Source organism: Roseateles sp. GW821-FHT09G09 (assembly GCF_059415965.1).
Genome location: NZ_JBWKOG010000001.1, coordinates 514,094 through 540,424, shown reverse-complemented (window position 1 = coordinate 540,424; position 26,331 = coordinate 514,094). Strand labels below are relative to the sequence as shown.

The following is a 26,331-nucleotide window of genomic DNA, read 5'->3' as shown; positions in this document are numbered from 1 at the left end:
AAAGCGACGATGGAGACAAGACCTTCCGACTTCGACGACTCGATCCCGGTCCCGCCGCCGGACAGTCCGGCCCTGAGGATCGAGCGCGCCGCGCCCGACGACCTGCCGCGCATCGAGAACCTCATGCAGTTCTACAACTACGACCTCAGCGAGTGGACGCCGGTGGCGTTCGCGCACGAGGGCCGTTACCAGCTGCGCCCCAAGGCGCCGTACTGGGCGCAGGACGACGTGCATCCCTTCCTGATCTGGGTCGGCGACGAGCTCGCCGGTTTCGCGGTGGTCGACGGGGAGTGCGAGCAGCCCGACTCGGACCACAACATGGGCTACTTCTTCCTGGCGCGCGGCTATCGCGGCCACGGGCTGGCGGCGCGCGCGGCAGGGGAAGTGCTGGCCCGTTTCCCCGGGCGCTGGGAGGTCTACCACCTGATGGCCAACACGCCGGCGGCGCAGTTCTGGCCGGGGGTGATCCGCGGCCGGGCGGCCGGCGAGATCACCCGCGAGGTCCGCACCCTCCACGAGGACGAGTGCTGCCTCTATCGCTTCGCCGTCGGACTGCCCGCGGACGCGTGAAAGAGAAGAGGCGCCCTGGGGCGCCTCGTCGTTCGGTCGGTGTCGATGTCGGTCGGTGTTGCCGACCCGGTTCAGCGCAATGCCGCCGCGCGCGTCCCGGTCGTGCCGGCGCTCGGCAGCCGCTTGATCAGGTGATGGATCACCAGGGCGATCACCAGCAGCACCGTCAGGCCGACAGCCCAGGCCACCCAGACCACGGGCACGAGCCAGCCGATCGCCGAGCCCGCCATCGGCGCGCCGGTGCCGGCCATCTCCAGCAGCCATTGCACGAGGCCTTGCACGGCCTCGAGCAGCCCGGTGTCGAGGAAAGGCTCCAGCCAGGCGGGGAACTTGAACTCCACCGCGCTCTTGCCGAGTTCGGCCGCGCGACCGGTGGAGAGGGCCTCCACCGTCCAGCGCACCAGGGCCGCCGTGGCCCAGGCCAGTCCGCTCCAGATCAGCGCGAACAGCCCGGTCACGGACCAGAGGAAGGTCTTCATCGCGTGTCCTGCCCGGCTTGCATCGACCGTTGCTTCAACCGTTGCATCAGTCGTCGCTGGAGCCGGCGAAGCCGAAGATGCTCAGCAGGCTGGTGAACAGGTTGAACAGCGACACGAACAGGCTGACCGTGGCCATCACGTAGTTCCGCTCGCCGCCGTTCACGATCATGCTGGTGTGGAACAGGATCATGCCCGCCGACAGCAGCGCCACGACGCCCGACACCACCACCGACAGCAGCGGCAGCTGGAAGAACAGGTTGGCCAGCGACGCCAGGATCGCGATGATCATGCCGGCGAACAGGAAGCCGCCCATGAAGCTGAAGTCCTTCTTGGTCGCCAGCACGTAGGCCGACAGCACCAGGAAGGTCGCGCCGGTCGTGCCCATCGCCAGGGCGATGATGCTGGCGCCGCCCGCCATCTTCAGGATCGCGCCGAGCAAGGGCCCCAGCGTGTAGCCCATGAAGCCCGTCAGCGCGAACACCAGCGGGACCGAGGCGGCGCTGTTCTGCGTCTTGTGGATCGCGAACAGCAGGCCGAAGTAGCCGATCAGCGTGATGATCATGCCCGGGGCAGGCAGCCGGTACGCGACCGCGGCGGCCGCGACGGCGGCGCTGAACAGCAGCGTCATCGACAGCAGCGCGTAGGTGTTGCGCAGCACGCGCGCCACGTCGGCGCGCTGGGTGAAGACCGAATCGCCGCCGTTCGCGGTGACGGGCGTCCAGCTCTGGGGAGACGCCGGTTGTCGTTGGAAGTCGCTCATGAGAAGTTCTCCTGAAGCCTTGAAAGTCGTGGAAGCCGTTCAGAACCGCTTGGCCGTTTGAGCCGATGAAGCCGTTGAACGGGAAGCGCGCTCGCGCGCGCATGAGGGGCTGACCTTAACGCCACCATCACATCGAATAAACCTGCCTCTTACTCATTTTGCTGAAGCAATTTCCGTTTCCAATTCGTTCAGGTTGATGGGGGTGCCGCGGCGCTCCAGCAGCTTGGCCACCAGGGGGTGGTTCTGGCCGCGGCGCGAGTAGATCGCGTGCACGTCCTCGACCACTTCGGTCTGGCCCAGCAGATGCAGGCCCGCCATCAGCGAGAGGTCGTCGGCACCGAGCCGGCTGACCGGGAACACGCCCAGGCCGCGGGCGGCGAAGACGCTCATCAGCGCGCTGTCCTCGAACTCGCCGACGATCTGCGGCCGGATGTGGTGCTGCTCGAACCAGCGCTCCAGGCCCGAACGCAGCGACGCGTGGCGCGTGGGCAGCAGCACCGGCAGCGTTTCCAGCACGTACGGGAAGCCCTTGTTCGGCGCGCGACGGGCGCGCTCGATCAGCTCGGCCGGGCCGTACCAGTCGACGGTGGTGCTCGCCAGCAGCTGGCTGGTGATGCGCAGCGTCGGATTGACCGGCGCGGGCTGGTCGGTGAGCACCAGATCCAGGTGATGCAGGGCCAGCTCACCGATCAACTGGTCGACCTCGCCTTCATGGCAGACGAGGCGCAGCTGCGGCGTGTCCAGCACCGGCGCGAGCAGCGCGTGCGCGGCCAGCTTGGACAGCCCGTCCGACAGGCCCACCGACAGCCGCTGAACGCGCTGCGTGGCCGCCTCGTGGACCTCGTTCGGCACCATCTGGCCGATCTGGAAGATCTCCTCGGCCCGCGCGAAGGCGGCCTGGCCGGCCTCGGTCAGCACCAGGCCGCGGCCCTCGGGCTTGAGCAGCTGGTGGCCCAGCGACCGCTCCAGCTCCCGCACCTGCGCGCTGATCGTCTGCACCGCCATGCCCAGGCGGTCGGCCGCCCGGGCGAAGCCGCCCTCCTTGGCGACGACCCAGAAGTAGTGGAGGTGACGGTAGTTGAGGGTGGACATGGCGGGGCCTCCGAAAAAGACGAACCGGGATGATAACGAACTTCGCTTAAACGGAAGTTAAGGCGATTGAACCGAAGGTTTTTCCGACGGCGTGTCGATCCGGTCAGGTGGAGTCCGTGCCCCTGTCGGATCGGTTCAGCGCGCGGTTGACGCGCATATCTTCACGCATTCTTCACACCACACTTCGTTTCTTGTGCGGACTGCGGTTCGGAAAAGCAGAACGCGCCGAAGGCCTCCCGGCCTCGGCGCGTTCATTCGATGGGCGGACCGGGTCGTCCGCCGGGCGTGGATCGACGTCGTCCGATCGACGTCCTCCGGTCGAGGTCCTCCGCTCGACCCGTCAGATGGCGGCGAGACCCGCCTTCAGGTCATCGCGCAGGTCCTCGACGTCCTCGATGCCGGCGGAGATCCGCACCAGCGAATCGGTGATGCCCAGCCGGTTGCGCGTCTCGACCGGGATCGACGCATGCGTCATCAGCGCGGGCAGCGAGATCAGGCTCTCGACCCCGCCGAGGCTTTCCGCGAGCGAGAAGATCTGCACCCGCTCCAGGAAGCGGCGCGCGCCGGCCAGGTCGGTGTCGAGCTGCACGCTGATCATCCCGCCGCCGCCGCGCATCTGGCGCTTGGCCAGCGCCAGCTGGGGATGGCTTTCCAGGCCCGGGTAGTGGACGCGACGCACCTTCGGTTGCGCCTCCAACCAGCCGGCGAGTTCCAGCGCGCTCTCGTTGTGGCGCGCCATGCGCAGCGCCAGCGTCTTCAGCCCGCGCAGCGCGAGGAAGCTGTCGAACGGTCCGGCGATCGAGCCGACGGCGTTGTGCAGGAACTCGAGCTGCTCGCGCAGCGCCGCCTGGCGCTGCTCGCCGCCGACCACCACCACGCCCGAGATCACGTCGCTGTGGCCGTTCAGGTACTTGGTGGCCGAGTGCATCACCGCGTCGAAGCCCAGTTCCAGCGGACGCTGCGACCAGGGGCTGGCGAAGGTGTTGTCGGCGATGGCCAGCGCGCCGTGCTCGCGCGCGATCTTCGCGACGGCCGCCAGGTCGGTCAGCGTCAGCAGCGGGTTGCTGGGCGTCTCGATCCAGATCATCTTGGTCTCGGGACGCAGCGCGGCGCGGACGTTCTCCGGCTTGCTGCTGTCGACGTAGGTGACCTGCAGGCCGGCGCTGCGCTTGCGCACGCGCTCGAACAGGCGGTAGCTGCCGCCGTAGAGGTCGTCGCCGGCGACGATGTGCGAGCCGGCATCCAGCGTGTCCAGCACCGTGGCCATCGCGGCCAGGCCCGACGAGAACGCGTAGCCCTGCACGCCGCCTTCCAGGCTGGCGATCGCGCGCTCATAGGCCTGGCGGGTCGGGTTGTGCGTGCGGCCGTATTCGTAGCCCTGGTGCACGCCGGGGCTCTGCTGGCGGTAGGTCGAGGTCGCGTAGATCGGCGGCATCACCGCGCCGGTCGTGGGATCGGGATGCTGGCCGCCGTGGATGGCGCGCGTGTCGAAGCGCAGGTCGGCGCCGTGCAAGGGTTGATTCGGCGGATTGTCTTGGTCGGAGTCGTGGCTCATGACAAGCCCTTTCGCAGGTGGTTCAAGAGATCGAAACGCGTGACGAGGCCGTGGAAGCCGCGATCGTCCGCGATCACGGCCACCAGGCCCTTGCGCAGCTGCGCGATCAGGTCGGACAGCGGCGCGCCGGGAGGCAGGGTCTGCACATCATGACTCATCGCGCTGTCCACGCTGTCCTTGAAGTGGCGCGCGTCCATGTGCATCTGGGCGAGCAGGTCCGACTCGTCGAGCAGGCCCACGAGCTGGCCGTCCTTGAGCACCGGCAGCTGCGAGACCTCGGCCTGGCGCATGCGCGAGAAGGCGGTGGCCAGCGTGTCCTCGGGGCTGACGCTGATGACGGCGCCGTCCTCGGGCAGGCGCGCGATCAGGTCGCGCAGGTCGCCCTTGGTGGCGCGCTTGAGCAGGCCCTGGTCGAACATCCACGGGTCGTTGTAGACCTTGGACAGGTAGCGGGTGCCGGTGTCGCAGACCAGCGTGACGACGCGCTTGGGCGTGGTCTGCGCGCGGCAGTACTTCAGCGCCGCGGCCAGCAGCGTGCCGGTGGAGGAGCCGGCCAGGATGCCTTCGGCGCGGTACAGGTCGCGCGCGGTGGCGAAGCTCTCCTCGTCGGTGATCGAGTAGGCGTGGCGCACGCCGCTCAGGTCGGCGATCGGCGGGATGAAGTCCTCGCCGATGCCTTCGACGGCCCAGGAGCCGGCTTCGCCGAAGCTGCCGGTCTCGATGTAGTCCTTGAGGATGGACCCGGCCGGATCGGCCAGCACCATGTCCAGTCCCGGACGCACCTTCGCGAAGAAGCGCGACAGGCCGGTGATCGTCCCGCCGGAGCCGACGCCGCACACCATCGCGTCGATGCGGTGGCCGACCTGCTGCCAGATCTCCGGGCCGGTCGTGGTCTCGTGGGCCAGCGGATTGTTGGGGTTGTTGAACTGGTCGGCGTACCAGGCGCCGGGGAGGTCCTGGACCAGGCGCGCGGCGCGGTCCTGGTAGTAGTCGGGGTGGCCCTTGCCGACGTCGGAGCGCGTGATGTGGACCTCGGCACCCAGCGCCTTCAGCTGCAGCACCTTCTCGGCAGACATCTTGTCCGGCACCACGAGCACGACACGGTAGCCCTTCGCCCGCGCGACCAGCGCGAGCCCGAGACCGGTGTTGCCGGCGGTCGCCTCGACGACGGTGCCGCCGGGCGGGAGCAGGCCGTCGCGCTCGGCGGCCTCGATCATCGACAGGCCGATGCGGTCCTTGATCGAGCCGCCGGGGTTCTGCGATTCGAGCTTCAGGAACAGCTGGCACGGGCCGGTGTCGAGCCGGTGCACGGGGACCAGCGGCGTGTTGCCGATCAGGTCCAGCACGGCGGGCCTTTCGACGACGCGGTCGGGCTGCCGATGCACGGGGGTGGAAGAGGTCTCCTTGGCACTCATGGGCGCTCCTTGTGATCCTGGTGGGATGATCGGGCGACGCGACCGGCGGGGGTGGTGCCGGGCGCGGGCAAACCGCGTAGGTTATCCGCTGGAAGCGATGGCCTCCAAGCGCGGTTGTCGCAGCAGCTTATCCGCGGATGGCATGAGCGACCACCGTCCTCACGGCAGCACCGACGCGCCGAGTTCCGGGAACGCCTTGCCGACCTTGCCCATCAGGTAGTCGCCGTAGGTGCCGGCGAAGACATGGACGTTGCTCGCGTCCCAGCGCGAGGCGCTGTCGTCCTCCGCCGGCGGCAGGCCGGCGATCGGCTGCACGCGGCTGGTGAAGGACGGATCGAGGAACAGCGGCACCGACAGTCGGTCGTGCGCGCCGCGGTTGAGCTTCACCCGATGCGGCGTGCTGCGGTAGAGGCCGGCGGTCATGCGGTCCAGCATGTCGCCGATGTTGCAGACGAAGGTGCCGGGCAGCGGCGGCGCCTCGATCCAACCGCGACGGCCATGGACCTCCAGTCCGCCGCTGTCGTCCTGGTACAGCAGCGTGAGCAGGCCGTAGTCGGTGTGCTCGCCGACGCCCCAGGGGGCGTCGACGTGGGCCGCCTCGGACACGGCGGGATAGTTGAAGAGCCGCAGCAGCACCAGCGGATCCGCGGTGGCGTGCGTCAGGAAGTAGGCGGGGGGCAGATCGAGACTCAGCGCGATGCCGCCGAGCACGCGTTGGCCGACGGCGGTCACGGCGGCGAGGTACTCGAGCACCGTGTCCCTCAATCCCGGCACGTCCGGCCACAGGTTGGCGCCGTGCAAGGGCGTGCCGGCCAACACCCGCGGGTCGTCCGGCGGCAGTTCGGCGCCGAGGTACAGCCCTTCCTTCCAGTCCGGCCGGCCCGAGGTCAATTCGCCGCCGGCACTGAAGTAGCCCCGCCACGCGCGGCCGCCGTCGGTCATCGGCCAACGGCGTTTCTCGTCCTCGGGCAGCGCGAAGAAGCTGCGCGCCAGCCGGTCCAGACGCGCGATCAGCTCGGCGTCGACGCCGTGATGGCTCACGTAGAAGAAGCCGTGCGCGCGGCAGGCCTCGCCGATCTGCACGGCGGCGAGGCGGCCGCCGGGCGAGGCCGGATCGCCGGACGCCGGGTCGTGCAGCCCCGAGATGTCGATGACGGGCACGCGGTCGTGGAGGAGGCTCATGGGGCCAGCATGCCGCAAGCGCGACACCGCGTCGATGAAGGGGACGGAGAACGGAACGGGGAAGAGGACGTGCGAAAGCCGCGCATGCATATGCCCAACCGTTCGTTCCGCGTGAAGGCCGGCGTTCCTAAGCTGATGTCCATCGTGAACCACCGCCTCCACAAGGACACCGACGCCATGACCCTGAACGTGACCCGCCGCGCCCTGCTCGTGATCGCCACCTCGGCCGCCATGCTGGGCATCGCCCATGCGGACCAGCTGGACGACATCAAGAAGAAGGGCGAGCTCGTGGTGGGCGTGCTGGGCACCGACGAGCCCAACAGCTTCATCGATCCGAAGACGCGCGAGATCGTCGGCTACGAGGTCGATCTGGCGAAGGCGGTCGCGCAGAAGCTCGGCGTGAAGCTGCGCCTGAAGCAGCTGGCGGTCGCGGCGCGCATCCCCGAGCTGCAGCAGGGCCACGTCGACGTGCTGGCCGCGAGTCTGACGCACAACAAGGAACGCGAGGCGGTGATCGACTTCTCGCTGACCACCTTCGTCACCGGCCAGAAGGTGCTGGTCAAGAAGGACAGCGGCATCAAGGCGCTGAACCAGCTGGCCGGCAGGAAGGTCGTGACCATCAAGGGCGGCACGCAGGAACCCAACGTCCGCAAGGCGGTGCCGTCGGTCGACGTCGTCACCTTCGACACCGGTCCGCAAGCCTTCCAGGCGTTGCAGCAGGGCAAGGGCGTGGCCTTCGTCAACGACGAGGTGTCGCTGCTCGACCAGTACGCCAAGCTGGGCCCGGCGGCGGCGCAGTACGAGATCCTGTCGGCCAACCTGAGCGTCGAACCGCTGGCGCTGGGCCTGCGCAAGGGCGAGACCAAGTTGAAGGCGCAGGTGGACGGCGCGCTGCGCGAGCTCGAGGCCAATGGCACCGCCGAGCAGTTGTTCAACAAGTGGTACGGACCGACGACGCGCCTGAAGTTCCAGACGCGCAGTTTCAAGATCGATAGCGACCAAGTGGAGGGCTGAGCACGACCCAGATGAACTGATCTACCTTGTCATCCGATGCGAGCACGCCCCGGCTTCGGCCGGGGCGTTGTTTATTGCGAGCCGCGTTGATTCCATGCCTCATCTCGATTTCTCGGTGCTGCTGCAAGGGCAGTTCCTCGACTGGCTGCTGGCCGGCGTGCGGCTGTCGCTGACGCTGACGGTGCTCGCGCTGGTGATCGCGCTGCCGCTGGGCACGCTGATCGCGCTGGCGCGGCTGGCGCCGTTCCCGCCGCTGCGCGCGCTGGCCTGGACCTACGTCGAAGCCGTGCGCAACGTCCCGCTGCTGGCGCACATGCTGTTCTGGTACTTCGCGGTGCCGGAGCTGCTGCCCGACGATGTGAAGGCGTGGCTCTACGCGGGCAACGTCGAGGCCGCAGCGGCGCTCGCCGCGCTGGTCGTCTACACGGCGGCGTTCATGGCCGAGGACGTGCGCTCCGGCCTGAGATCGGTGCCGCCGGGGCAATGGGAAGCGGCGAAGGCGATGGGGCTCCAGTTCGCCGGCTCCGTGCGATGGGTCGTGCTGCCGCAGGCGCTGCGGGCGACGGTGCCGCCGCTGATCTCGCAGACGCTGAACCTCTGGAAGAACACCAGCATCGCGACGGTCGTCGGCGCCGCCGAGCTCATGTACCAGGCGCAGCGCGTGGAGTCCGCGACCTTCCGCGGCTTCGAGACCTTCGCGATGGCGACCGCGACCTACCTGGGCGTGTCGATGCTGATCACCGGCGCGGGCGTGCTGTACCAGCGCCGGTATCCGGTGAGGCCGGCTGGGCACTGAAGCGGCCATGGTGACGAGCAACGCAATGGGCAGAAGCGCAATGGGCAGGAGCGCATCGCGATGAGCATCGCCGAGATGATCGACACCTACTGGCTCTATGTGCTGGTGGGGCAGTACCCGAACGGGCCGCTGGGCGGACTGGCGCTGACCGTGGTGCTGGCCGCGCTGGGGCTGCTGCTCGCGTTGCCGCTGGGCGTGCTGCTCGGCGTCGCGCGGGTGAGCCGGCGGGCCTGGCTGCGCTGGCCGGTGACCGCGCTGGTCTACGTCGTGCGCGGCACGCCGCTGCTGATGGTGGTGTTCTGGGCCTACTTCTTCCTGCCGGCGGTGACCGGCCACAAGACGGACCAGTTCAACACGATGCTGGCGGCGCTGGTGATCTTCGACGCCGCCTACCTGGCCGAGATCGTGCGCGCCGGGCTGCAATCGCTGCCGTCCGGCCAGCGGCTGGCGGCGGAGGCGCTGGGCATGTCGCGGGGCCAGTCCTTGCGCCTGGTGCTGCTGCCGCAGGCGCTGCGTCACATGCTGCCGTCGCTGGTCAACCAGTTCGCGTCGACGATCAAGGAGACCTCGCTGGGCACGATCATCGGGCTGTCGGAGCTGTCCTTCATCGCCGGCCAGGTCAACGCGCAGGTGCTGGTTCAGCCGGTGGCGGTCTACGGCACGCTGGCCGGCGGCTACTTCGTGATGTGCTTCGGGCTGTCGCGGCTGGCGCATGCCGTGGAGCGGAGGATCAGTCGGCAGCGCGCCCCGCTCGTCTTATCTCCCTCTGCCGTCCACCGCTTCTACGCATTCATGCGAGGGGGACCAAGGAATCCAGTAAGCACGCTGGCAAGGAACACAAGAACCAGTCAGTGACGGCGGAGGGCGATGAGATCAACCTGGCGATTTCGAGCTTCAAGGAGTCAAGCATGATCGATCGGGATAGGTCACTTCCGCCAGAGCAATGAACCTGGACAGCGGTCCGTTGGTTCACTCACCGCTGCATGCCCCACCGCGTGACCGTCGCCTTCTCGATGGTGCTGAAGACGAGGCGTTCGACGAGCCATCCGATCAGGATGACCAAGGCCAGGCCTGCGAAGACCCGGTCGGTCTGCAGCTCGTTGCGGTTCTGGAAGATGTACCAGCCCAGACCGCCCTGGCCGGAGGAAGCGCCGAAGAACAGCTCGGCGGCGATCAGCGTCCGCCACGCGAAGGCCCAGCCCACGCGCAGTCCGGAGAGGAGGGACGGTAGCGCCGCCGGCAGCAGGATCTGCGCGACATAGCGCGGCCCCGTGAGTCCGTAGTTGCGACCCGCCATGCGGAGCGTCTCCGGCACGGACGAGAAACCCGCCGATGCCGCCAGGGCCAGCGGCCACAGCACCGCGTGCACGAGCACGAAGATCAGGCTCCCGGACCCCAGTCCGAACCACAGCAGCGCCAGCGGCAGCAAGGCGATCGCCGGCAGCGGGTTGAACATGGCCGTCAGACTGGCCAGCAAGTCCCGACCCCAGCGCGACGAGGTGGCCAGCGCGGTCAGACCCAGCGCGAGCACCACCCCCAACGCGTATCCCTGCAGCAGCAGCTTCAGCGAGATGCCCGCCCGCACCAGCAGTTCGCCGCCGTACAAGCCTTCCCACAGCGCCCGCGCCGCGGAGACGAACGAGGGGAACAGCAGATCGTTGTCCGCCGCTCGTGCGGCGATTTCCCAGAGCGTGGCCAGCAACGCCAGCAGCGCGGCCTGGCGCCAGGCGCTCGAATCCAGCGCGCGACGCCACAGCGGGATCGCCGCCACCTGCACGGGCACGTAATCGGCGAGCGCTTCCTCGCGCTCCGCGCGCGGGGGCGGATCGAGCGGCCGCTGCGTCGGCAGCACGGTGACGGTCATCGGTGACTCCCTCAGCTCAAGGCCACCGTGGCAGAGGCGGCGGGACCGATCGCTGCAGCGGAAGCAGTGGCAGCAGCGGTGTTGGCGGCAGAAGCCGAAGAAGCCGCTGAAGCCGCCGATTCCGCAATCGGCTCATCGCCGAAGAGCAGGTGCTCAATGCGCTGCGCCTGCGCGGCGCGCTGCGCCGGCGTCAGACCTTGCGCATTCAGCTCCGCCCGCACCCGTCCCGGATGCGGCGACAGCACCAGCACGCGATGCCCCACGATCAGGGCTTCCTCGATCGAATGCGTCACGAAGAGCAGCGTGAAGCGCTCCTGCTCCCACAGCGCGAGCAATTCGTCCTGCATCCGCCGGCGCGTCAGCGCATCGAGCGCCGCGAACGGCTCGTCCATCAGCAGCACGCGCGGCTTCATCGCCAACGCGCGCGCGATCGCGACGCGCTGCTTCATCCCGCCCGACAGCTGGTGCGGATAGGCCGACGCGAAGTCGCTCAGCCCCACGCGGGACAGCCAGTCCCGCGCCCGCTCCAGCGCCTGCTTGCGCGAGGCCGTGCCCGATGCGATCAGCGGGAACGCGACGTTCTCCAGCACCGTCTTCCACGGCGGCAACTGGTCGAATTCCTGGAACACGGCGATGCGGTCCGGCCCCGGGCCGTTCACCGGCTTGCCGTCGACGAGGATGCGCCCTTCCGCCGGCGTGACGAAGCCGCCGACCGCCTTCAGCAGCGAGGACTTCCCGCAGCCCGACGCGCCGAGCAGCACGAAGCGCTCGGACGGCAGCACGTCGAAGCCGACGCGGTGCGTCGCGCGCACCACGCCCCGATCGCTCCGGTAGTCGAGGCTGACGCCATCGACTCGCAAACGCGCCTGCCGCTCGTGCGGATGCGCGCCCGCGAAGCCGTCGCACGCCTCGCATGCCTCGCGGGCCTCGCGGGCCTCGCGAGCCTCATGGTCGGGCGCCGCGTCGAGCTGCTCCAGCACCGCGCTCATGCTCAGCTGCCGGCCGCGTTGTGCGGGTCGTCGAAGAAGTAGTCCTTCGCCGACGCCGGCTTGTTCTTGATCGCGCCGATGCGATGCATGAAGGCCGCCAGCGCGAAGGTGTTCTGCGGCGTGATCTTGAACTGCACTTCCGGGTTCTTGATCACCTTCAGCAGCAGCTCCTTGGGCACCTTGGAGTTCTCGTTCCTGATGTAGATGTCGGCCGAGCGTTCCGGGTTCTTCGAGATGAAGTCCGCCGCCTCGGCCAGCGCGCCGATGAAGGCCTGGTAGGTCTTCGGGTTGTCGCGCCGGAACTTCTCCGTCGTGTACAGCACCGTCGCCGATGCCGGTCCTCCCAGCACCTCGTAGCTGTTCAGCACGATGTGCACGTTCGCGTTGCCCGCCAGGCCCTGCTCCTGGAACGGCGGATTGCCGAAGTGCGCGTTGATCTCGGTGCCGCCCTTGATCAGCGCCGCTGTCGCTTCCGGATGCGGCAACGCGACCTGCAGCCGGTCCAGCTTGTTGAACTGCGCATCGCCCCAGCGCTTGGCCGAGGCCAGCTGCAGGATGCGCGACTGCACCGATACGCCCACCGCCGGCAGCGCGATGCGGTCCTTGTCGCCGAAGTCGTCGATCGTCTTGACGGCCGGGTTGCTGCTGGTCAGGTAGTACGGGAAGTTGCCCAGCGAGGCGATGCCGCGCACGTTCTGCTTGCCCTGCGTCTTGTCCCACAGCGTCAGCAGCGGACCGACGCCCGCGCCGGCGATGTCGATGCTGCCCGACAGCAGCGCCTCGTTGATCGCCGGGCCGCCGGAGAGCTGCACGCGCTCGACCTGGATGTCGACGCCCGCGGCCTTGCCGTGTTTCTCGATCAGCTGCTGGTCCTGCGCGACGTTGAGCAGCAGGTAGACGATGCCGAACTGCTCGGCGATGCGGATCTTGCCTTCCGCGTGCGCGGAGAGGGCCGACAGCGACAGCCCGGCCGCCAGCGCGCCCGTGAGCAGGGATTTCAGGAGAGCGGGGCGGTGGGGTTTCATGCGGGGATGTCGCCTTCGATGGTGGTGCGGTAGAGGTGTCGGCGCAGGTGGTCCGGGCAGCCGGTGGCCAGGTGCAGCAGCGAGCGGTTGTCCCAGAACACCAGGTCGTGCGGCAGCCACCGGTGGCGATAGACGATGCTCTTGCGGCTGCTGTGCTCGAAGAGCTGGGCGAGCAGGTCGCGGCTCTCGTCCTCGGGCACGTCGAGGATGCGTGTCGTGAAGTGCTCGCTGACGAAGAGCGCGCGACGACCCGTCTCCGGATGCGTGCGCACGATCGGCTGGGACGCCGGCTTCACTTCGGCGATCTGCTCGGGCGTCAGTTTCGGCCGCCACGGGTTGCGCGCGCGCAGCTCCTCATACTTCGCGAGGTAGCTGTGCTCGGCGCGCTTGCCGGCGATCGCCGTCTTCAACGCCAGCGGCAGCCCGTCGTAGGCGTGATGCTGGTTGGCGAACAGCGTGTCGCCGCCTTCCTCGGGCAGCTCCTGCGCGTGCAGCAGCGAGCCCAGGCTGGGCCGCTCCTTGTACGACAGGTCCGAGTGCCAGTACTGCCCGGCATCGCCCAGTCCGACCGGCTGGCCCTGCGAATCGCGCACGTTGGACACCTGCAGGATCTCCGGGTGGCCGGCCAGCTGGAAGTTGCGCAGCACGTGGATCTGCAGCGGTCCCCAGCGGCGGCTGAACGCGATGTGCTGCGCCGGCGTGATGCGCTGATCGCGGAACACCAGCACGTGGTGATCCAGGTGCGCGCAGTGCAGCCGGGCGAAGTCGGCGTCGTTCAGCGGCTGCGTCAGGTCCAGCCCCACGACTTCGGCGCCGAGCGGCTCGTCGAAGGCGTGGATCTCGAAGCGCTGCGAGGGCGCGTCGGCGAAGGCTGCCGTCGACGTCGTCGGTGTGGCGGCCTGGGCCGGAACCGCGGTGGCAAGGGGCGGGGCGAGGGCTGTCATGGTCGCCGACTCTAGGCATCGGCCTGCCTCGCCGGAACGAAGCTGACGGCATGTCCTAGCGCGGAAACCGAATAACGAGCCCGTTCAACCCCATCGGCTCCAAGGATCGCCCGGGTGAGCGAAGGCGGCGCATTCCCTGGAGGCCACACGCCATCGCGCGGAATGCCCCGTTTGCAATTGGTTTACATCTGCATGCGTATAGTGATGAACTTCCCCGAAGCCAGTAGGGATAACAACCAGAGGAGCACGAGCCCCGTGAAACAAGTCATCTGCGTCAAATGGGGAACCGCGTACGGTCCTGAGTACGTCAACCGCTTGTACGGCATGCTGCGGCGGCACATCACCGGCGAGTTCCGCCTGGTCTGCCTCACCGACAACGCCGAGGGCCTGCGTCCCGAGGTCGACGCCTACGACCTGCCCGAGCTCGGCTGCGAATGGCCGAAGAAGTCGATGGGCAAGTGGCGCAAGCTCGTGATGTGGAGCGCCGACATGGGCGAGAAGACCGGCCTGTCGGGTCCGGTGCTGTTCGTGGACCTGGACTCGGTGGTCGTCGACAACATCGACGGCTATTTCTCGCACGGCCATCCGGACGACGTGATCCTGGCCCGCAACTGGGCCAAGCCGATGCAACGCCTGGGCCAGACCTCGGTGTTCCGCTTCCCGGTGGGCAAGTACCCGCACATCATCGAGAACTTCCGCGCCAACCCGCAGGGTGTCGCGGACAAGCACGGCTTCGAGCAGCACTGGGTCACCGCCTCGGTCCCGGGCGGCATCAAGTTCTGGCCGCACCTGTGGACGCGGCATTTCCGCCTGCACTGCCTGCCGCCGTTCCCGCTGCGCTACTTCAAGCCGGCGCGCCTGCCTTCGGGCGCCCGCATCGTGACCTTCCCCGGCGGCCCGAATCCGGCCGACGTGCTGCTCGGTCGCTGGAACACGCAGGATCCGCCGCATGAGAAGCCGTGGGATCACTTCCGCGCGGCCTTTTCGGGCGGCGTGAAGCACCGCTGGCGCCACCTGCGCAGCTTCGTGCTGCCGCCCCCGTGGGTGGCGCAACACTGGGTCGAGTAACTCTCCCTCTCCCGCAAGCAAGAGAGGGGGCAAGAGGAGCCAGCTCCTTGAGTCGAGCCGGTCGAACTCCCTCTCCCGCTTGCGGGAGAGGGTAGGGGTGAGGGCCAGCGGCGGTGGCAGTACGAAAGAGATCTGCCCTACTCCAAAGTGCCAGCTGGCACCCCCCGCCTCGCGAGATCCTGGATCACCTCCAGCGCCGTCTTCACCTTGAACGGCTTGAGCATGATCCGCCGCACCTTGAGTTCCTTGTAGAGCTGCGCCGTCGACAGGTCGCAGGCCTCTGCCGTCAGCGCGACCGGTGTGTCCGCCGGGCAGCGCAACGCCCCGGCCCGCACGCTCTGCAGCAGCGCCAGCGCGTCCAGCCCCCCGCCGATGTCCAGCAGCAGGCCGTCCATCGGCTGGCTTTCCAGCAGTCGCTGGGCCGCCTCGATGCTGCTCGATTCGTGGACCTCCGCGATCTGCAGCTGCCGCGCCACCATGGCGACCGTACGGCGGAACAGCGAGTGGGGATCGACCAGCAGGAGCTGAGGCTGAGAACCCGGCATCAACGCCCCTCCTCGACCGCCTGGCCCAGCAACTCCGACACCGCCAGATCGCGCAGGCTCATGAGGATGGCCAAGTCGGTCTCGTCCAGCGTCCGTCGGCGCCGGTCGATCAGGCACAGCGTCCCGACGCGCACCCCGGGGCGGATCTCCAGCGGCGCGCCCGCATAGAAGCGGATGTTCGGCGGGCCCAGCACCATCGGGTTGTCCGCGAAGCGCGGATCCTGCGTCGCGTCCTCCACCACCATCACCTCGGACACATGGATCGCGTGGCCGCAGAAACTGCTCTTGCGGTCGGTCTCGCAGACCGCCAGGCCGAAGCGGGCCTTGAACCACTGGCGGTCGTCGTCGATCAGGCTGATCAGCGAGATCGGCACGCCGAACTCCTCGGCGGCGAACGCGACGATGCGATCGAAGCGCTCCTCGGGCGGGGTGTCCAGGATCAGCAGATCGCGCAACGCCTGGAGCCGGTCGACTTCGTTGTCAGGAATCGGGGCATTCATCATGGACGCGGTTCCTCGCTCTTCCGTTGTTGTGCTCTCCCTGCGCGGACGGTCTCCCGCCACGCCTTCGAAACGCCAGACTATCCGAGCCATCCACCGGGCGCCACCCGGGTCGCCCTTGAGAGGGACCGACTGGGGATGACGGGGGAAGACCTCGCCGCCAGGGCGACAGCCCTTGCCTGGCCGGGCATATGACGGCCCCGCAGCAGCTTGCGCCCATTGCGCATTGGCGATGCGGCGCATCGCGGCCCAGACTCCGTTCCACGGGGCGCGCCCATGTCGCCCCCGCCGGCGGCGGCAGTATGGCCGCCGGGAAGGCATGGTGAGAGCCCAGGTCGCGACCGGGGGCCGCCCTCGGGGTCTTGGGGGAGGCGCTTCCGGCGGTGTCCGATCGCGGTCCTGGCGCTTTTCTTCCACCCGGCCTTCTGCATTCTTCGCATATGCGTTATGCGAGATAAGCAAATGCCCAAACAATCGTTCCTGGAATAAGGACTGTTTGGCAAGCTTCGCAGCCCGACCCTCAACGTCGCCGGCTTCCGCCTGCTTGCCCCGTCCGCCATGACCCAGAACAACGCCCACCAGAACACCCGCTCCTTGTTCTCCGCCTCGCGCCGCCAGGCGTTGATGCTGGCCGCGGCGGTGCCGTTGCTGGGCACGTCGATGGTCGCGGCCGCAGCCGACCAGCCGACGACGCTGCTGAACGTCTCCTACGACGTGGCGCGCGAGCTCTACAAGCAGATCAATCCGGCGTTCGTCGCGTCGTACAAGGCCAAGACCGGTCAGACGATCACGGTGAACCAGTCGCACGGCGGCTCGTCCAAGCAGATCGGTTCGGTGATCGGCGGCCTGGAGGCCGACGTGGTGACGATGAACCAGGCCACCGACGTCGACACGCTGGCCGAGAAGGGCCTGACCGGCGCCGACTGGCGCAGCAAGTTCCCGAACGCCGCCGCGCCCTACAGCTCGACGATGCTGTTCCTGGTCCGCAAGGGCAACCCCAAGGGCATCAAGGACTGGGCCGACCTGGCGCGTCCCGGCGTGTCGGTGATCATCCCCAACCCCAAGGTCACCGGCAACGGCCGCTACGGCTACCTGGCCGCGTGGGGCAGCGTGATCGCCAAGGGCGGCACGGACGCGCAGGCCAGGGACTTCGTCTCCAAGGTGCTGGCCAACGTGCCGGTGCTGGACGGCGGCGGTCGCGGCGCGACGACCACGTTCACGCAACGCGGCATCGGCGACGTGCTGCTGACCTTCGAATCGGAAGCCGAACTCATCGAGAACGAATTCGGCAAGGGCAACTTCGAGGTGGTCGCGCCCAGCATCTCGATCGAAGCCGACGCGCCGGTCGCGGTGGTCGACAAGGTCGCCGCCAAGCGCGGTACCGCCGCGCTCGCCAAGGCCTACCTGGACTTCCTGTGGACGCCCGAGGGGCAGGAAATCATCGCCCAGAACAACTTCCGTCCGCGCGACGCGGCGATCTTCAAGAAGCACGCGCACCGCTACGCCGCGATCAAGCTGTTCACCGTCGACCAGACGCTGGGCGGCTGGGCCAAGGTCGGCAAGACCCACTTCGCCGACGGCGGCACCTACGACGAGATCATGGCCGCGCGCCGCTGACCGTCTGCGCCCGATCCCGATCTCCCGACCCGATCACGACCCGACGATGAACACCGCCGTGCTCCCCGCGACGCAGGCCGCCCCCGCGCCTGCCCGCAAGCGACGCCGCGTGCTGCCCGGCTTCGCGCCGACGCTGGGCTTCACCCTCTTCTATCTCTCGCTGCTGGTGCTGATCCCGCTGTGCGCGGTCTTCCTGAAGTCCGCGGGCCACGGCGTCGAAGCCTTCTGGGCCGCGGCCACGTCGCCTCGGGTGCTGGCCTCGTACCGCCTGAGCTTCGGCGCGGCGCTGCTGGGCGCGTTCATCAACGTGATCTTCGGCTTCATCCTCGCCTGGTCGCTGGTGCGCTACGACTTCTGGGGCAAGAAGCTGGTGGACGCGCTGATCGACCTGCCCTTCGCGCTGCCCACCGCGGTCGCCGGCATCGCGCTGACGGCGCTCTACGCGCCCAACGGCTGGATGGGCAAGTGGCTGGAACCGCTGGGCATCAAGGTCGCCTTCACGCCGCTGGGCGTGCTGATCGCGCTGATCTTCATCGGCCTGCCCTTCGTCGTGCGGACGGTGCAGCCGGTGCTCGAAGACCTGGACACGGAGCTCGAGGAAGCCGCCGCCTCGCTGGGCGCGCATCGCTGGCAGGCCTTCCGCCTGGTGGTGCTGCCGATGCTGACGCCGGCGCTGCTGACCGGCTTCGCGCTGGCCTTCGCGCGCGCCGTCGGCGAATACGGCTCGGTGATCTTCATCGCCGGCAACATGCCGATGGTCAGCGAGATCACGCCGCTGATGATCATCACCAAGCTCGAGCAGTACGACTACGTCGGCGCCACCGCGATCGCGGTCGTGATGCTGGTGTTCTCGTTCCTGCTGCTGCTGGGCATCAACGGACTGCAGGCCTGGAGCCTGCGTCGCAACGGTCTGGACGGGAAGCGCTGACATGGCCGGATCCGCCGCATCACTCGGCCGCGGTCGCGCCGCCGGCCACTACCAGGGCAACCCCGCCACGGCAGAGAAGCGCTGGGTGCGCTACACGCTGCTGACGCTGGGCCTGGCCTTCTTCGCGCTGTTCCTGCTGCTGCCGCTGGCCGCCGTCTTCACCGAGGCGCTGCGCAAGGGCTGGGACACCTACCTCGCCTCGCTGATCGAGCCGGACGCCGTCTCCGCGATCAAGCTCACGCTGCTGGCGGCGGTGATCTCGGTGCCGCTGAACATCATCTTCGGCGTCTGCGCCGCCTGGGCCATCACCAAGCACGACTTCCGCGGCAAGCAGCTGCTGATCACGCTGATCGACCTGCCGTTCTCGGTGTCGCCGGTGGTCGCGGGCCTGATATACGTGCTGATCTTCGGCGCGCAGGGCTGGTTCGGGCCGTGGCTGCAGGAGCATGACGTCAAGATCATCTTCGCCGTGCCCGGCATCGTGCTGGCCACCGTGTTCGTGACCTTCCCCTTTGTCGCGCGGGAGCTGATCCCGCTGATGCAGGCACAGGGGCGTGACGAGGAGGAAGCGGCCACGGTGCTCGGCGCCAGCGGTTTCCGCACCTTCTGGCATGTGACGCTGCCCAACATCAAGTGGGGCCTGCTCTACGGCGTGATCCTGTGCAATGCGCGCGCCTTCGGCGAATTCGGCGCGGTGTCGGTGGTGTCGGGCCACATCCGCGGCCAGACCAACACGCTGCCGCTGCAGGTCGAGATCCTCTACAACGAATATCAGTTCGCCGCGGCATTCGCGGTCGCATCGCTGCTGGCCCTGCTGGCGCTGGTCACCCTCGGGCTCAAGCAGCTCGTGGAATGGCAGGCGACGCGCAGCGTCGTGAAGGAAGAAGCATGAGCATCCAGGTCCGCAACATCCACAAGTCCTTCGGCAGCTTCACCGCGCTGGGCGACGTCAGCCTGGACTTCCCCACCGGCGAGCTGACCGCGCTGCTGGGCCCCTCGGGCTGCGGCAAGACCACGCTGCTGCGCATCATCGCGGGGCTGGAGACGGCTGATCGCGGCCAGGTGCTGCTGGACGGCGCCGACGCGTCGGACACGCATGTGCGCGAGCGCGAAGTCGGCTTCGTGTTCCAGCATTACGCGCTGTTCCGCCACATGACGGTCTTCGACAACGTCGCCTTTGGCCTGCGCGTGAAGCCGCGCAAGCAGCGTCCGCCGGAAGCGGAGATCAAGCGCAAGGTGCATGAGCTGCTGCAGCTGGTGCAACTGGACTGGCTGGCCGACCGTTATCCGCCGCAGCTGTCCGGCGGTCAGCGCCAGCGCATCGCGCTGGCCCGCGCGCTGGCCGTCGAGCCGCGCGTGCTGTTGCTCGACGAGCCCTTCGGCGCGCTGGACGCGAAGGTCCGCAAGGAGCTGCGCCGCTGGCTGCGCCGCCTGCACGACGAGCTCCACATCACCAGCATCTTCGTCACGCACGACCAGGAAGAGGCGCTGGAAGTCGCCGACCGCGTCGTGCTGATGGATCACGGCCGGGTCGAGCAGGTCGGCTCGCCGGTCGAGGTCTACCAGCGTCCGGCGACGCCCTTCGTCTACGGTTTCCTCGGCGCGGTCAACCGCTTCGAAGGCCGCGTGGACAGCGGCATCGTGCGCGTCGGGGATCAGACGCTCGCGCAGGGCGCTGCCGCTTCGATCGAAGGCGCCCAGCACGGTCTCGTGCAGGCGTATGCGCGTCCGCACGAACTGGTGATCATCCCGTCGCAGGACGCGCCGGGTCTGCCGGCGACGGTCGAACGCGTGCTGGCCTTCGGTGCCGCCGCGCGTGTCGAGCTGCGCGGCGCGCAGGGCGAGCATCTGGAAGCCGAGCTCAGCCGCGAGCAGGCCGAAGCGCTGCAGCTGTCCGCCGGCCAGCACGTGCGTCTGCAAGCCTCCCGCCTGAGCCTGTTCGGCATCGACCAGGCCGCCTGATCGCCATCGATCGACGAGCCGAAGAGCGAGCGGTCCCGCACCATGAACCTTCAACAGTTGCGCATCGTCCGCGAGGCGGTGCAGCAGAACTTCAACCTGACCGAGGTGGCGGCCGCGCTGTTCACCTCGCAGTCGGGGGTGAGCAAGCACATCAAGGACCTGGAGGACGAGCTCGGCGTCGAGCTCTTCCAGCGCCGCGGCAAGCGCCTGCTCGGGCTGACCGAACCCGGGAAAGAGCTGGCGGTCGTCGTCGACCGCATGCTGCAGGACGTGCGCAACATCAAGCGCCTGGCGCAGCAGTTCAGCAGCGCCGACCAGGGCCAGCTGACGATCGCGACGACGCACACGCAGGCGCGATACGCGCTGCCGCAGGTGGTGGCGCGCTTCAAGGCCGCCTATCCGCGCGTGCACCTGGTGCTGCACCAGGGCAGCCCGTCGGAGATCGTCTCGCTGCTGCAGTCCGGCGAGGCCGACATCGGCATCGCCACCGAGGCGCTCGGCAAGGACGACGCCTTCGTCACCTTCCCGTTCTACGAGTGGCGCCACGCGGTCGTCGTGCCCGAAGGACACGCGCTGACGCGCCAGCCGCTGACGCTGGAGGCGCTGGCCGAGCAGCCGCTGATCACGTACCACGAGGGCTACACCGGCCGCGCGCGCATCGATGCGAGCTTCGCCGCGGCCGGCCTGGCGCCGGACCTGGTGATGTCGGCGCTGGACGCGGACGTCATCAAGACCTACGTGCAGATCGGGCTGGGGGTCGGCGTCATCGCGGCGATGGCCTTCGAGCCCGCGCGGGATGCGGGCCTGCAGCTGATCGACGCGACGCACCTGTTCCCGCCAAACACGACGCGCATCGCGCTCAAGCGCGGCCACTACCTGCGCGGCTTCGCCTACCGCTTCCTGCAGGAATGCGTGGCCGAGCTGACCGAGGAAGCGGTGCGCGAGGCGATGGATCCCGACGCGTGAGCGTGCCGTCTCATTTCGGCGCGCTGGCGGCCGGCTTCGCGTAGAAGTAGAACGCGTCGATCCGCGGTCCGTAGCGCGCCTGGGCCTCGGGGCTGAGGTGGGCGATGAACTCGTCCCGCATGAACTGCCGCGCCTGCGGCGTGGAGAGCACGCGCTCCACCTGGTCGATGATGCGTCTGCCCCATGCGTTGCGGGGACAGGCGATGCCGGAGATCACGGGACTGCCGGAACCTTCGATCGGCACGCTGACGAGATCGGCGGTGGACACCCTGCCTTTGCCGCTGGCGCTGCCCGGACCGCCGGCCGCGCGCAGCTCCTGTTGGTTGGCGAGGACGAAGTCGTATTCGATCGTGTAGTCGGCGCGCCCGATGGCGATCATCGACAGCATGTTCCCGCCGAAGTCCGAGGTCGTGTATTCATCGATCACGCCCGGCGGTCGCCTGGCCAGCAGCGCGTCGAGCGCGCGTCCATAGCTGCGTCCGGCGACGATCGCGCCCCGCAGCTGCTTCTCGGCCCAGATCCTTTCGAGGTCCGCGTCGCCATCCGTGAAACGCGGCACCTTGGGCAACGCGCTGCGCCGCACCATCAGCTGATGCGGCGGAATCAGGTGCGTATCGAAGAAGTAGGCGACGGCCTCGCGCTCCGGCGTCCGCAGCACGCCGAGGTGGCAGGCGGGCTCGCCGTCCTCGATCATCCGCCAGCTGCGCTTGACGTTGGCGATCAGCACCTCGTGCTTCGCGGGCGTTCCCCAGTGGGCGGCCAGATAGTCCGACAGCGGCTGGGCCAGCCCGCGGCGCACGGGCACCGACGCCGCGCCGGGCGAAGGCGGTGCCACGGTGTCGAGTTCGGGCATGAGCCACACGATCTTGTCGACGGCCCGACCCGTGGCGGGCGCGCCGAGGGCGATCGCGATCGACAGCGCGACCGTCGACGATGAGAGCGGGGAACGGCGATTCATAAGCACGGCAAGGTTCGCAGCATAGGCCTTCTATGCACATGCATCCGGCGCGGGAATGCTTATCGATTTTTGTTGGAGGACACGGGCCGCGCGGATTCGAATAATCAATCCGCATAAGCAATCCGCTTTCCCGATCTTTTCCGAGCTTCTCCGAGCTTTCCGGAACTTCCCCCGACGTCCGCGGACGTCGTTCGATCCTCCCCCGACGCTTTCCGATGTCGCTTCGCATCGGCTGACGTTCCCCCGATGTGTGGCCGACGATGAACTTCCAACAACTCCGATCCGTCCGCGAGGCCCAGCGCCGCAACTTCAACCTGACCGAGGTCGCGCAGGCGCTGCACACCTCGCAGCCCGGCGTGAGCCGGCAGATCCGCGAGCTCGAGGACGAGCTCGGCATCGACATCTTCATCCGCGCCGGCAAACGGCTCACCGGGCTCACCGAGCCGGGCCGCAACGTGATGCCCATCGTCGAGCGGCTGCTGCGCGAAGCCGAGAACCTGCGCCGCGCCGGCGAAGACTTCGCCCGCGCCGACAGCGGCCACCTGCGCATCGCGGCGACGCACAGCCAGGCGCGTTACGCGCTGCCGCCGGCGGTGCGCGATTTCCGCGAATCGCATCCCGAGGTCAGCCTGCAATTCACGCAGGGCTCGCCGCAACAGGTCGCACGGCTGCTGATCGACGGCGAGGCGGACATCGGCATCGCCACCGAGGCGCTCGCGCTGCATCCGCAGCTGCTGACGCTGCCCTGCTACCGCTGGACCCACACGGTGCTGGTGCCGCCCGGCCATCCGCTGGAGGCCGAGGCCAATGCCGGCACGCCGCTGACGCTGGAGCGCCTGGCCGAGTTCCCGGTCATCACCTACGAGACCGGCTACACCGGCCGCTCGCACATCGACGACGCCTTCGCGGCGGCGGGGCTGGACCTCAACGTCGTGCTGGTCGCGATGGACGCGGACGTGATCAAGACCTACGTGGAGCTGGGACTGGGCGTCGGCATCGTGGCCGCGATCGCCTACGACGAGGAACGCGACCGCCATCTGCGCTCGATCGACGCGCGCCACCTGTTCGCGGACAACCTGACGCGGCTCGCGGTGCGCCGTGACGCCTACCTGCGCGACTACGTCTACGCCTTCATCGAGACCTTCGCGCCGCCGCTGTCGCGCGAGCTGGTGGAGCAGGCGCGCGTCGCGCCGAACGGCTCGGATTGACCGTGCCAAAAGAAATTTCGCATGTGCATAGGCACGGTGCACAGCTAAGCAACGCAGAAAGCATTGGTTCATCGCGCTGAAGGGGCTTCCTAGAGTGACGGGCTCATCTGTTCACTCCCACAAGGAAGTCTCTTGAAGCAGTTCGCCGAGCATGTGGCCCGCCATACCGGACCGGCCGCCACCCTGGTCGCGGCCTTGGCCGCCGCCTTCCCCTTCACCGCCTTCGCGCAAGACGCGGCTCCGACGAAGGACGCGCCGCTGCCATCCGTGGTCGTCACCGGCTCGCGCATCTCGCGCGTCAACAGCGAAGGCCCGAGCCCGATCACGGTGATCAAGTCGGAGGACCTCGACCGGCTCGGCTACAAGAACGTCTCCGACGCGCTGAGCAGCCTGACCGAGAACACCGGCTTCACGCAGGGCGAGGACTTCGGCAACACCTTCACGCCCGCGGCGAATGCGATCAGCCTGCGCGGCCTCGGCCCCAACCACACGCTGGTGCTGGTCAACGGCCGACGCGTCGCGGACTACCCGACCGCCTATGAGGGCTCGGTCAACTTCGTCAACATCGCCAACATCCCGTCCGCGCTGATCGACCGCATCGAGGTGCTCAGCGGCGGCGCGTCGTCGGTGTACGGCTCCGACGCGATCGCCGGCGTCGTCAACATCGTGCTGAAGAAGCATGTGGACGGCGTCACCGTGAACCTGCGCGCCGGCGGCACCGAACGCGGCGGCGGCGAGAACGCCCGCGCGCAGATCACCGGCGGCCTGGATGCGGGGCGGCTCCAGGGCGTGTGGGGTGTCGAGCTCAGCGGACGCCAGCCGATCTGGAGCCGCCAGCGCGACTTCATGGCCGACACGACCTTGAAGGGCGCCGCGCCGTCGGTCGTCATCGGCCGGCGCAACGCCAGCGGCGGGGCCTACCTCGCGCCGGCCGACGGCTGCGCGGGCGCGGCCTCGCTGTTCGAGGGCTCGGTCTCGCCGTACACGGCCAAGAACGGCAGCTACTGCGGCAGCGGACGCGCCTCGACGACCTACTGGACGACGCAGACCGGCAACCGCAGCGCGCAGGCTGCGGGCTCGCTGACGCTCGCGCTCGATCACGGCCTCGAGCTGTTCGCCGAAGGCCAGTTCGGCTGGGCGAGGACCGAGAACAACACGCGCGGCCCGACCTGGACCTCGGACATCGCCAACAAGGGCTACTTCCGCAACGCCGCGACGGGCCAGCTGGAGATCTGGACGCGGCGCTTCGCGCCTGAGGAGCTTGGCGGCGTCGACAACTTCAACCGCAAGTGGCAGGACTCGACGCACAACGTCGCCGTCGGCGCGCGCGGCGAGCTGACCGGCACCTGGACCTTCGAGGTCGCGGCCAACAGCTCGTACTACCTGAACCGCACGACGACGCCGCGGTTGACCGCGGGTATCGAGCCACTGCTGCTCGGACAGAAGCTCGGCACCGAGGCGGACGGCACGCCGATCTATTCGGCCGATCCGGCGCGCCTGTTCCGACCGCTGACGCCGCAGGAAGTCGAGAGCGTCACCGACCGCAGCTGGACGCGCAACGCCAGCTGGAACCAGCAGCTGAGCGCTTCCGCCAGCGGCGAGTGGTTCCAGCTGCCGGGCGGTCCGGTGCGCGCGGCCGTCGTGGCCGAAGCCGGCACGCAAGGCTTCCGCAACGAGGCCGACCCCCGGCTGGGCCAGGGCGTGTTCTACAACACGAGCACTTCGCCGACGGTGCGCGGCACGCGCGAGCGGCTGGCGCTGGGCGGGGAACTCAACGCGCCGATCACGAAGCAGCTCACCGCCACGCTGGCCGCGCGGCACGACCGCTACGAATTCGCCGGTCGCAGCGACGGCAGCACGTCCTACAACGCGGGCCTCGAGTTCCGGCCGCTGTCCACGCTGCTGCTGCGCGCGCAGCACGCGACCAGCTTCCGCGCGCCGGACATGAATTACATCTTCGCGCAGCAGACCAAAGGCTACTACTCGTCGTCGACCGACTACTACCGCTGCAAGCAGACCGGCCAGCCGCTGTCGACCTGCGACTTCGCCGACGTCTCGCCGGGCTTCAACTTCGTGCGCACCGGATCGTCGGACCTGAAGTCCGAACGCGGCCGCTCCTGGGGCCTGGGTGCGGTGTGGCAGCCGGCCTCGTCCTTCGACGTGTCGCTGGACCTGTGGAAGATCGCCATCCGCGACCTGGTCACCGACCTCAGCGCCGACGGCGTGCTGCGCGACGAATCGGACTGCCGCACCGGCGTCAAGGACATCCAGTCGCCGACCTGCGTGGACGCGATCGCCCGCGTGCGCCGCAACCCGGCCGACGCGCTGGTCCGTCCGGGCGAGGTCGCGGAGGTCCGCGTCAACCCGATCAACGCGGCGAACGAGTCGACCTGGGGCGTCGACGTCGGCACGCGCTATTCGTGGGGAACGGCCTCCTGGGGCAAGTGGACGGTCGACGCGAAGTACACGCGGGTGAAGAGCTTCAAGTACCAGCAGTTCGCCGGCGATGAGAACCGGAACGTGGTGGGGACGCCAGACTTCACCGACTGGCCGAGCCGGCTCAATGCCAGCGTGGTCTGGCAGGTCGGCGACTGGACGCATGCGCTCTCCGCGCAGCGCAACGGCCGCATCACGCGCGAAGACCAGGAAGGCACGCTGGGCCCGTACTGGAACTTCAACGCCAGCACCGCCTGGCAGATCGGCAAGCGGACCAGCGTCAGCCTGATCGTCAACAACCTGTTCGACAAGATCCGCCGCGATCCGAGCGCCACCTGGCCGTACTACCCGGTCGGCTACTACTCGCCGCACGGGCGGCAAGGCTGGATCGAGCTGGAGCACCGCTTCGGCGTCTGATCTGCAAAGCAAAGCAGATCTTCTTCGTTCCCTTGGACTGT

At 68.5% G+C, this 26,331-nt stretch carries 25 protein-coding genes; 12 read left to right on the top strand and 13 right to left on the bottom strand.

Translation table 11 applies throughout. The annotated features are described in order from the left end of the window. Positions 1-9: 9 nt before the first annotated feature. Positions 10-570: a GNAT family N-acetyltransferase gene (locus AC07O8_RS02405; RefSeq protein ID WP_495046515.1), complete on the top strand. Its 561-nt coding sequence runs from the start codon at positions 10-12 to the stop codon at positions 568-570. Between the two features lie 71 nt (positions 571-641). Here AC07O8_RS02405 and AC07O8_RS02400 read toward each other — a convergent pair whose 3' ends face one another. The 6 genes from AC07O8_RS02400 to AC07O8_RS02375 all read right to left on the bottom strand — a co-directional run bounded on the left by AC07O8_RS02400 (position 642) and on the right by AC07O8_RS02375 (position 7,053). Further along, positions 642-1,049: a hypothetical protein gene (locus tag AC07O8_RS02400; RefSeq protein WP_495046514.1), complete on the bottom strand. Its 408-nt coding sequence runs from the start codon at positions 1,047-1,049 to the stop codon at positions 642-644. 46 nt (positions 1,050-1,095) lie between these two features. Beyond that, positions 1,096-1,809: a Bax inhibitor-1/YccA family protein gene (locus tag AC07O8_RS02395; protein ID WP_495046513.1), complete on the bottom strand. Its 714-nt coding sequence runs from the start codon at positions 1,807-1,809 to the stop codon at positions 1,096-1,098. A gap of 153 nt (positions 1,810-1,962) precedes the next feature. Continuing rightward, positions 1,963-2,901, bottom strand: coding sequence for a LysR family transcriptional regulator (locus AC07O8_RS02390; protein ID WP_067280298.1), 939 nt, complete (start codon positions 2,899-2,901; stop codon positions 1,963-1,965). A gap of 340 nt (positions 2,902-3,241) precedes the next feature. Continuing rightward, entirely contained in the window at positions 3,242-4,456 is a 1,215-nt protein-coding gene (locus AC07O8_RS02385) for a trans-sulfuration enzyme family protein (protein WP_495046512.1), read from the bottom strand. Next, entirely contained in the window at positions 4,453-5,871 is a 1,419-nt protein-coding gene (locus AC07O8_RS02380; protein ID WP_495046511.1) for a pyridoxal-phosphate dependent enzyme, read from the bottom strand. Before AC07O8_RS02380 ends, AC07O8_RS02385 begins: the two co-directional genes overlap by 4 nt. 159 nt (positions 5,872-6,030) lie before the next feature. After that, complete coding sequence (locus AC07O8_RS02375) at positions 6,031-7,053, bottom strand: isopenicillin N synthase family dioxygenase (RefSeq protein WP_495046510.1); 1,023 nt, start codon at positions 7,051-7,053, stop codon at positions 6,031-6,033. A 177-nt stretch (positions 7,054-7,230) separates the two neighbouring features. Between AC07O8_RS02375 and AC07O8_RS02370 the strand changes: the two genes are divergently transcribed. The 3 genes from AC07O8_RS02370 (at position 7,231) to AC07O8_RS02360 (ending at position 9,718) form a co-directional block, all read left to right on the top strand. Continuing rightward, positions 7,231-8,067, top strand: coding sequence for an ABC transporter substrate-binding protein (locus AC07O8_RS02370; RefSeq protein ID WP_495046965.1), 837 nt, complete (start codon positions 7,231-7,233; stop codon positions 8,065-8,067). A 94-nt stretch (positions 8,068-8,161) separates the two neighbouring features. Further along, positions 8,162-8,863, top strand: coding sequence for an amino acid ABC transporter permease (locus AC07O8_RS02365; protein ID WP_495046509.1), 702 nt, complete (start codon positions 8,162-8,164; stop codon positions 8,861-8,863). Positions 8,864-8,923: 60 nt separating this feature from the next. Further along, positions 8,924-9,718 carry an amino acid ABC transporter permease gene (locus AC07O8_RS02360; protein WP_495046508.1) on the top strand — a complete coding sequence of 265 codons (795 nt, stop codon included), beginning with the start codon at positions 8,924-8,926 and terminating at the stop codon, positions 9,716-9,718. 118 nt (positions 9,719-9,836) lie between these two features. Here the strand turns inward: AC07O8_RS02360 and AC07O8_RS02355 are convergent, their stop codons facing one another. From AC07O8_RS02355 to AC07O8_RS02340, 4 genes are read right to left on the bottom strand one after another with little or no spacing between them, the layout of a single operon-like run. Further along, positions 9,837-10,727: an ABC transporter permease gene (locus tag AC07O8_RS02355; protein ID WP_495046507.1), complete on the bottom strand. Its 891-nt coding sequence runs from the start codon at positions 10,725-10,727 to the stop codon at positions 9,837-9,839. Between the two features lie 11 nt (positions 10,728-10,738). Then, positions 10,739-11,716: an ABC transporter ATP-binding protein gene (locus AC07O8_RS02350; RefSeq protein ID WP_495046506.1), complete on the bottom strand. Its 978-nt coding sequence runs from the start codon at positions 11,714-11,716 to the stop codon at positions 10,739-10,741. Between the two features lie 2 nt (positions 11,717-11,718). Further along, on the bottom strand, positions 11,719-12,741 hold the full coding sequence (locus AC07O8_RS02345; RefSeq protein WP_495046505.1) for an ABC transporter substrate-binding protein: 1,023 nt from the start codon (positions 12,739-12,741) through the stop codon (positions 11,719-11,721). Beyond that, positions 12,738-13,685 (bottom strand): TauD/TfdA dioxygenase family protein, encoded by a 948-nt coding sequence (locus AC07O8_RS02340; protein WP_495046504.1) that lies wholly within the window; start codon positions 13,683-13,685, stop codon positions 12,738-12,740. Before AC07O8_RS02340 ends, AC07O8_RS02345 begins: the two co-directional genes overlap by 4 nt. A gap of 255 nt (positions 13,686-13,940) precedes the next feature. Here AC07O8_RS02340 and AC07O8_RS02335 point away from each other — a divergent pair, with 255 nt between their 5' ends. Beyond that, positions 13,941-14,753: a glycosyl transferase gene (locus AC07O8_RS02335; protein ID WP_495046503.1), complete on the top strand. Its 813-nt coding sequence runs from the start codon at positions 13,941-13,943 to the stop codon at positions 14,751-14,753. A 137-nt stretch (positions 14,754-14,890) separates the two neighbouring features. On the opposite strand, the gene AC07O8_RS02330 is transcribed toward AC07O8_RS02335, so the two are convergent. Further along, positions 14,891-15,298, bottom strand: coding sequence for a response regulator (locus AC07O8_RS02330; RefSeq protein WP_495046502.1), 408 nt, complete (start codon positions 15,296-15,298; stop codon positions 14,891-14,893). Continuing rightward, a complete protein-coding gene (locus AC07O8_RS02325) occupies positions 15,298-15,801 on the bottom strand; it encodes a GAF domain-containing protein (RefSeq protein WP_495046501.1) in 504 nt (167 codons plus the stop codon). The genes AC07O8_RS02330 and AC07O8_RS02325 overlap by 1 nt, the downstream gene beginning before the upstream one ends. 621 nt (positions 15,802-16,422) lie before the next feature. Here AC07O8_RS02325 and AC07O8_RS02320 point away from each other — a divergent pair. Genes AC07O8_RS02320 through AC07O8_RS02300 form a run of 5 tightly spaced genes read left to right on the top strand, consistent with a single transcriptional unit; the run spans position 16,423 to position 21,271 of the window. Beyond that, positions 16,423-17,415 carry a sulfate ABC transporter substrate-binding protein gene (locus AC07O8_RS02320; RefSeq protein WP_495046964.1) on the top strand — a complete coding sequence of 331 codons (993 nt, stop codon included), beginning with the start codon at positions 16,423-16,425 and terminating at the stop codon, positions 17,413-17,415. 46 nt (positions 17,416-17,461) lie between these two features. Next, entirely contained in the window at positions 17,462-18,343 is an 882-nt protein-coding gene (cysT, locus tag AC07O8_RS02315; protein WP_495046500.1) for a sulfate ABC transporter permease subunit CysT, read from the top strand. Position 18,344: 1 nt separating this feature from the next. Next, a complete protein-coding gene (cysW, locus tag AC07O8_RS02310) occupies positions 18,345-19,235 on the top strand; it encodes a sulfate ABC transporter permease subunit CysW (protein ID WP_495046499.1) in 891 nt (296 codons plus the stop codon). Further along, entirely contained in the window at positions 19,232-20,305 is a 1,074-nt protein-coding gene (locus tag AC07O8_RS02305) for a sulfate/molybdate ABC transporter ATP-binding protein (RefSeq protein ID WP_495046498.1), read from the top strand. The genes cysW and AC07O8_RS02305 overlap by 4 nt, the downstream gene beginning before the upstream one ends. Positions 20,306-20,347: 42 nt before the next feature. After that, on the top strand, positions 20,348-21,271 hold the full coding sequence (locus AC07O8_RS02300) for a CysB family HTH-type transcriptional regulator (protein ID WP_067280254.1): 924 nt from the start codon (positions 20,348-20,350) through the stop codon (positions 21,269-21,271). 10 nt (positions 21,272-21,281) lie between these two features. Here the strand turns inward: AC07O8_RS02300 and AC07O8_RS02295 are convergent, their stop codons facing one another. Further along, positions 21,282-22,229: a hypothetical protein gene (locus tag AC07O8_RS02295; protein ID WP_495046497.1), complete on the bottom strand. Its 948-nt coding sequence runs from the start codon at positions 22,227-22,229 to the stop codon at positions 21,282-21,284. A gap of 260 nt (positions 22,230-22,489) precedes the next feature. On the opposite strand from AC07O8_RS02295, the gene AC07O8_RS02290 reads away from it, so the two are divergent. Both AC07O8_RS02290 and AC07O8_RS02285 read left to right on the top strand, forming a co-directional pair. Next, positions 22,490-23,437, top strand: a complete 948-nt coding sequence (locus AC07O8_RS02290) for a CysB family HTH-type transcriptional regulator (RefSeq protein WP_088408061.1) — start codon at positions 22,490-22,492, stop codon at positions 23,435-23,437. Between the two features lie 132 nt (positions 23,438-23,569). Next, entirely contained in the window at positions 23,570-26,290 is a 2,721-nt protein-coding gene (locus AC07O8_RS02285) for a TonB-dependent receptor plug domain-containing protein (RefSeq protein ID WP_495046496.1), read from the top strand. Positions 26,291-26,331 lie beyond the last annotated feature (41 nt).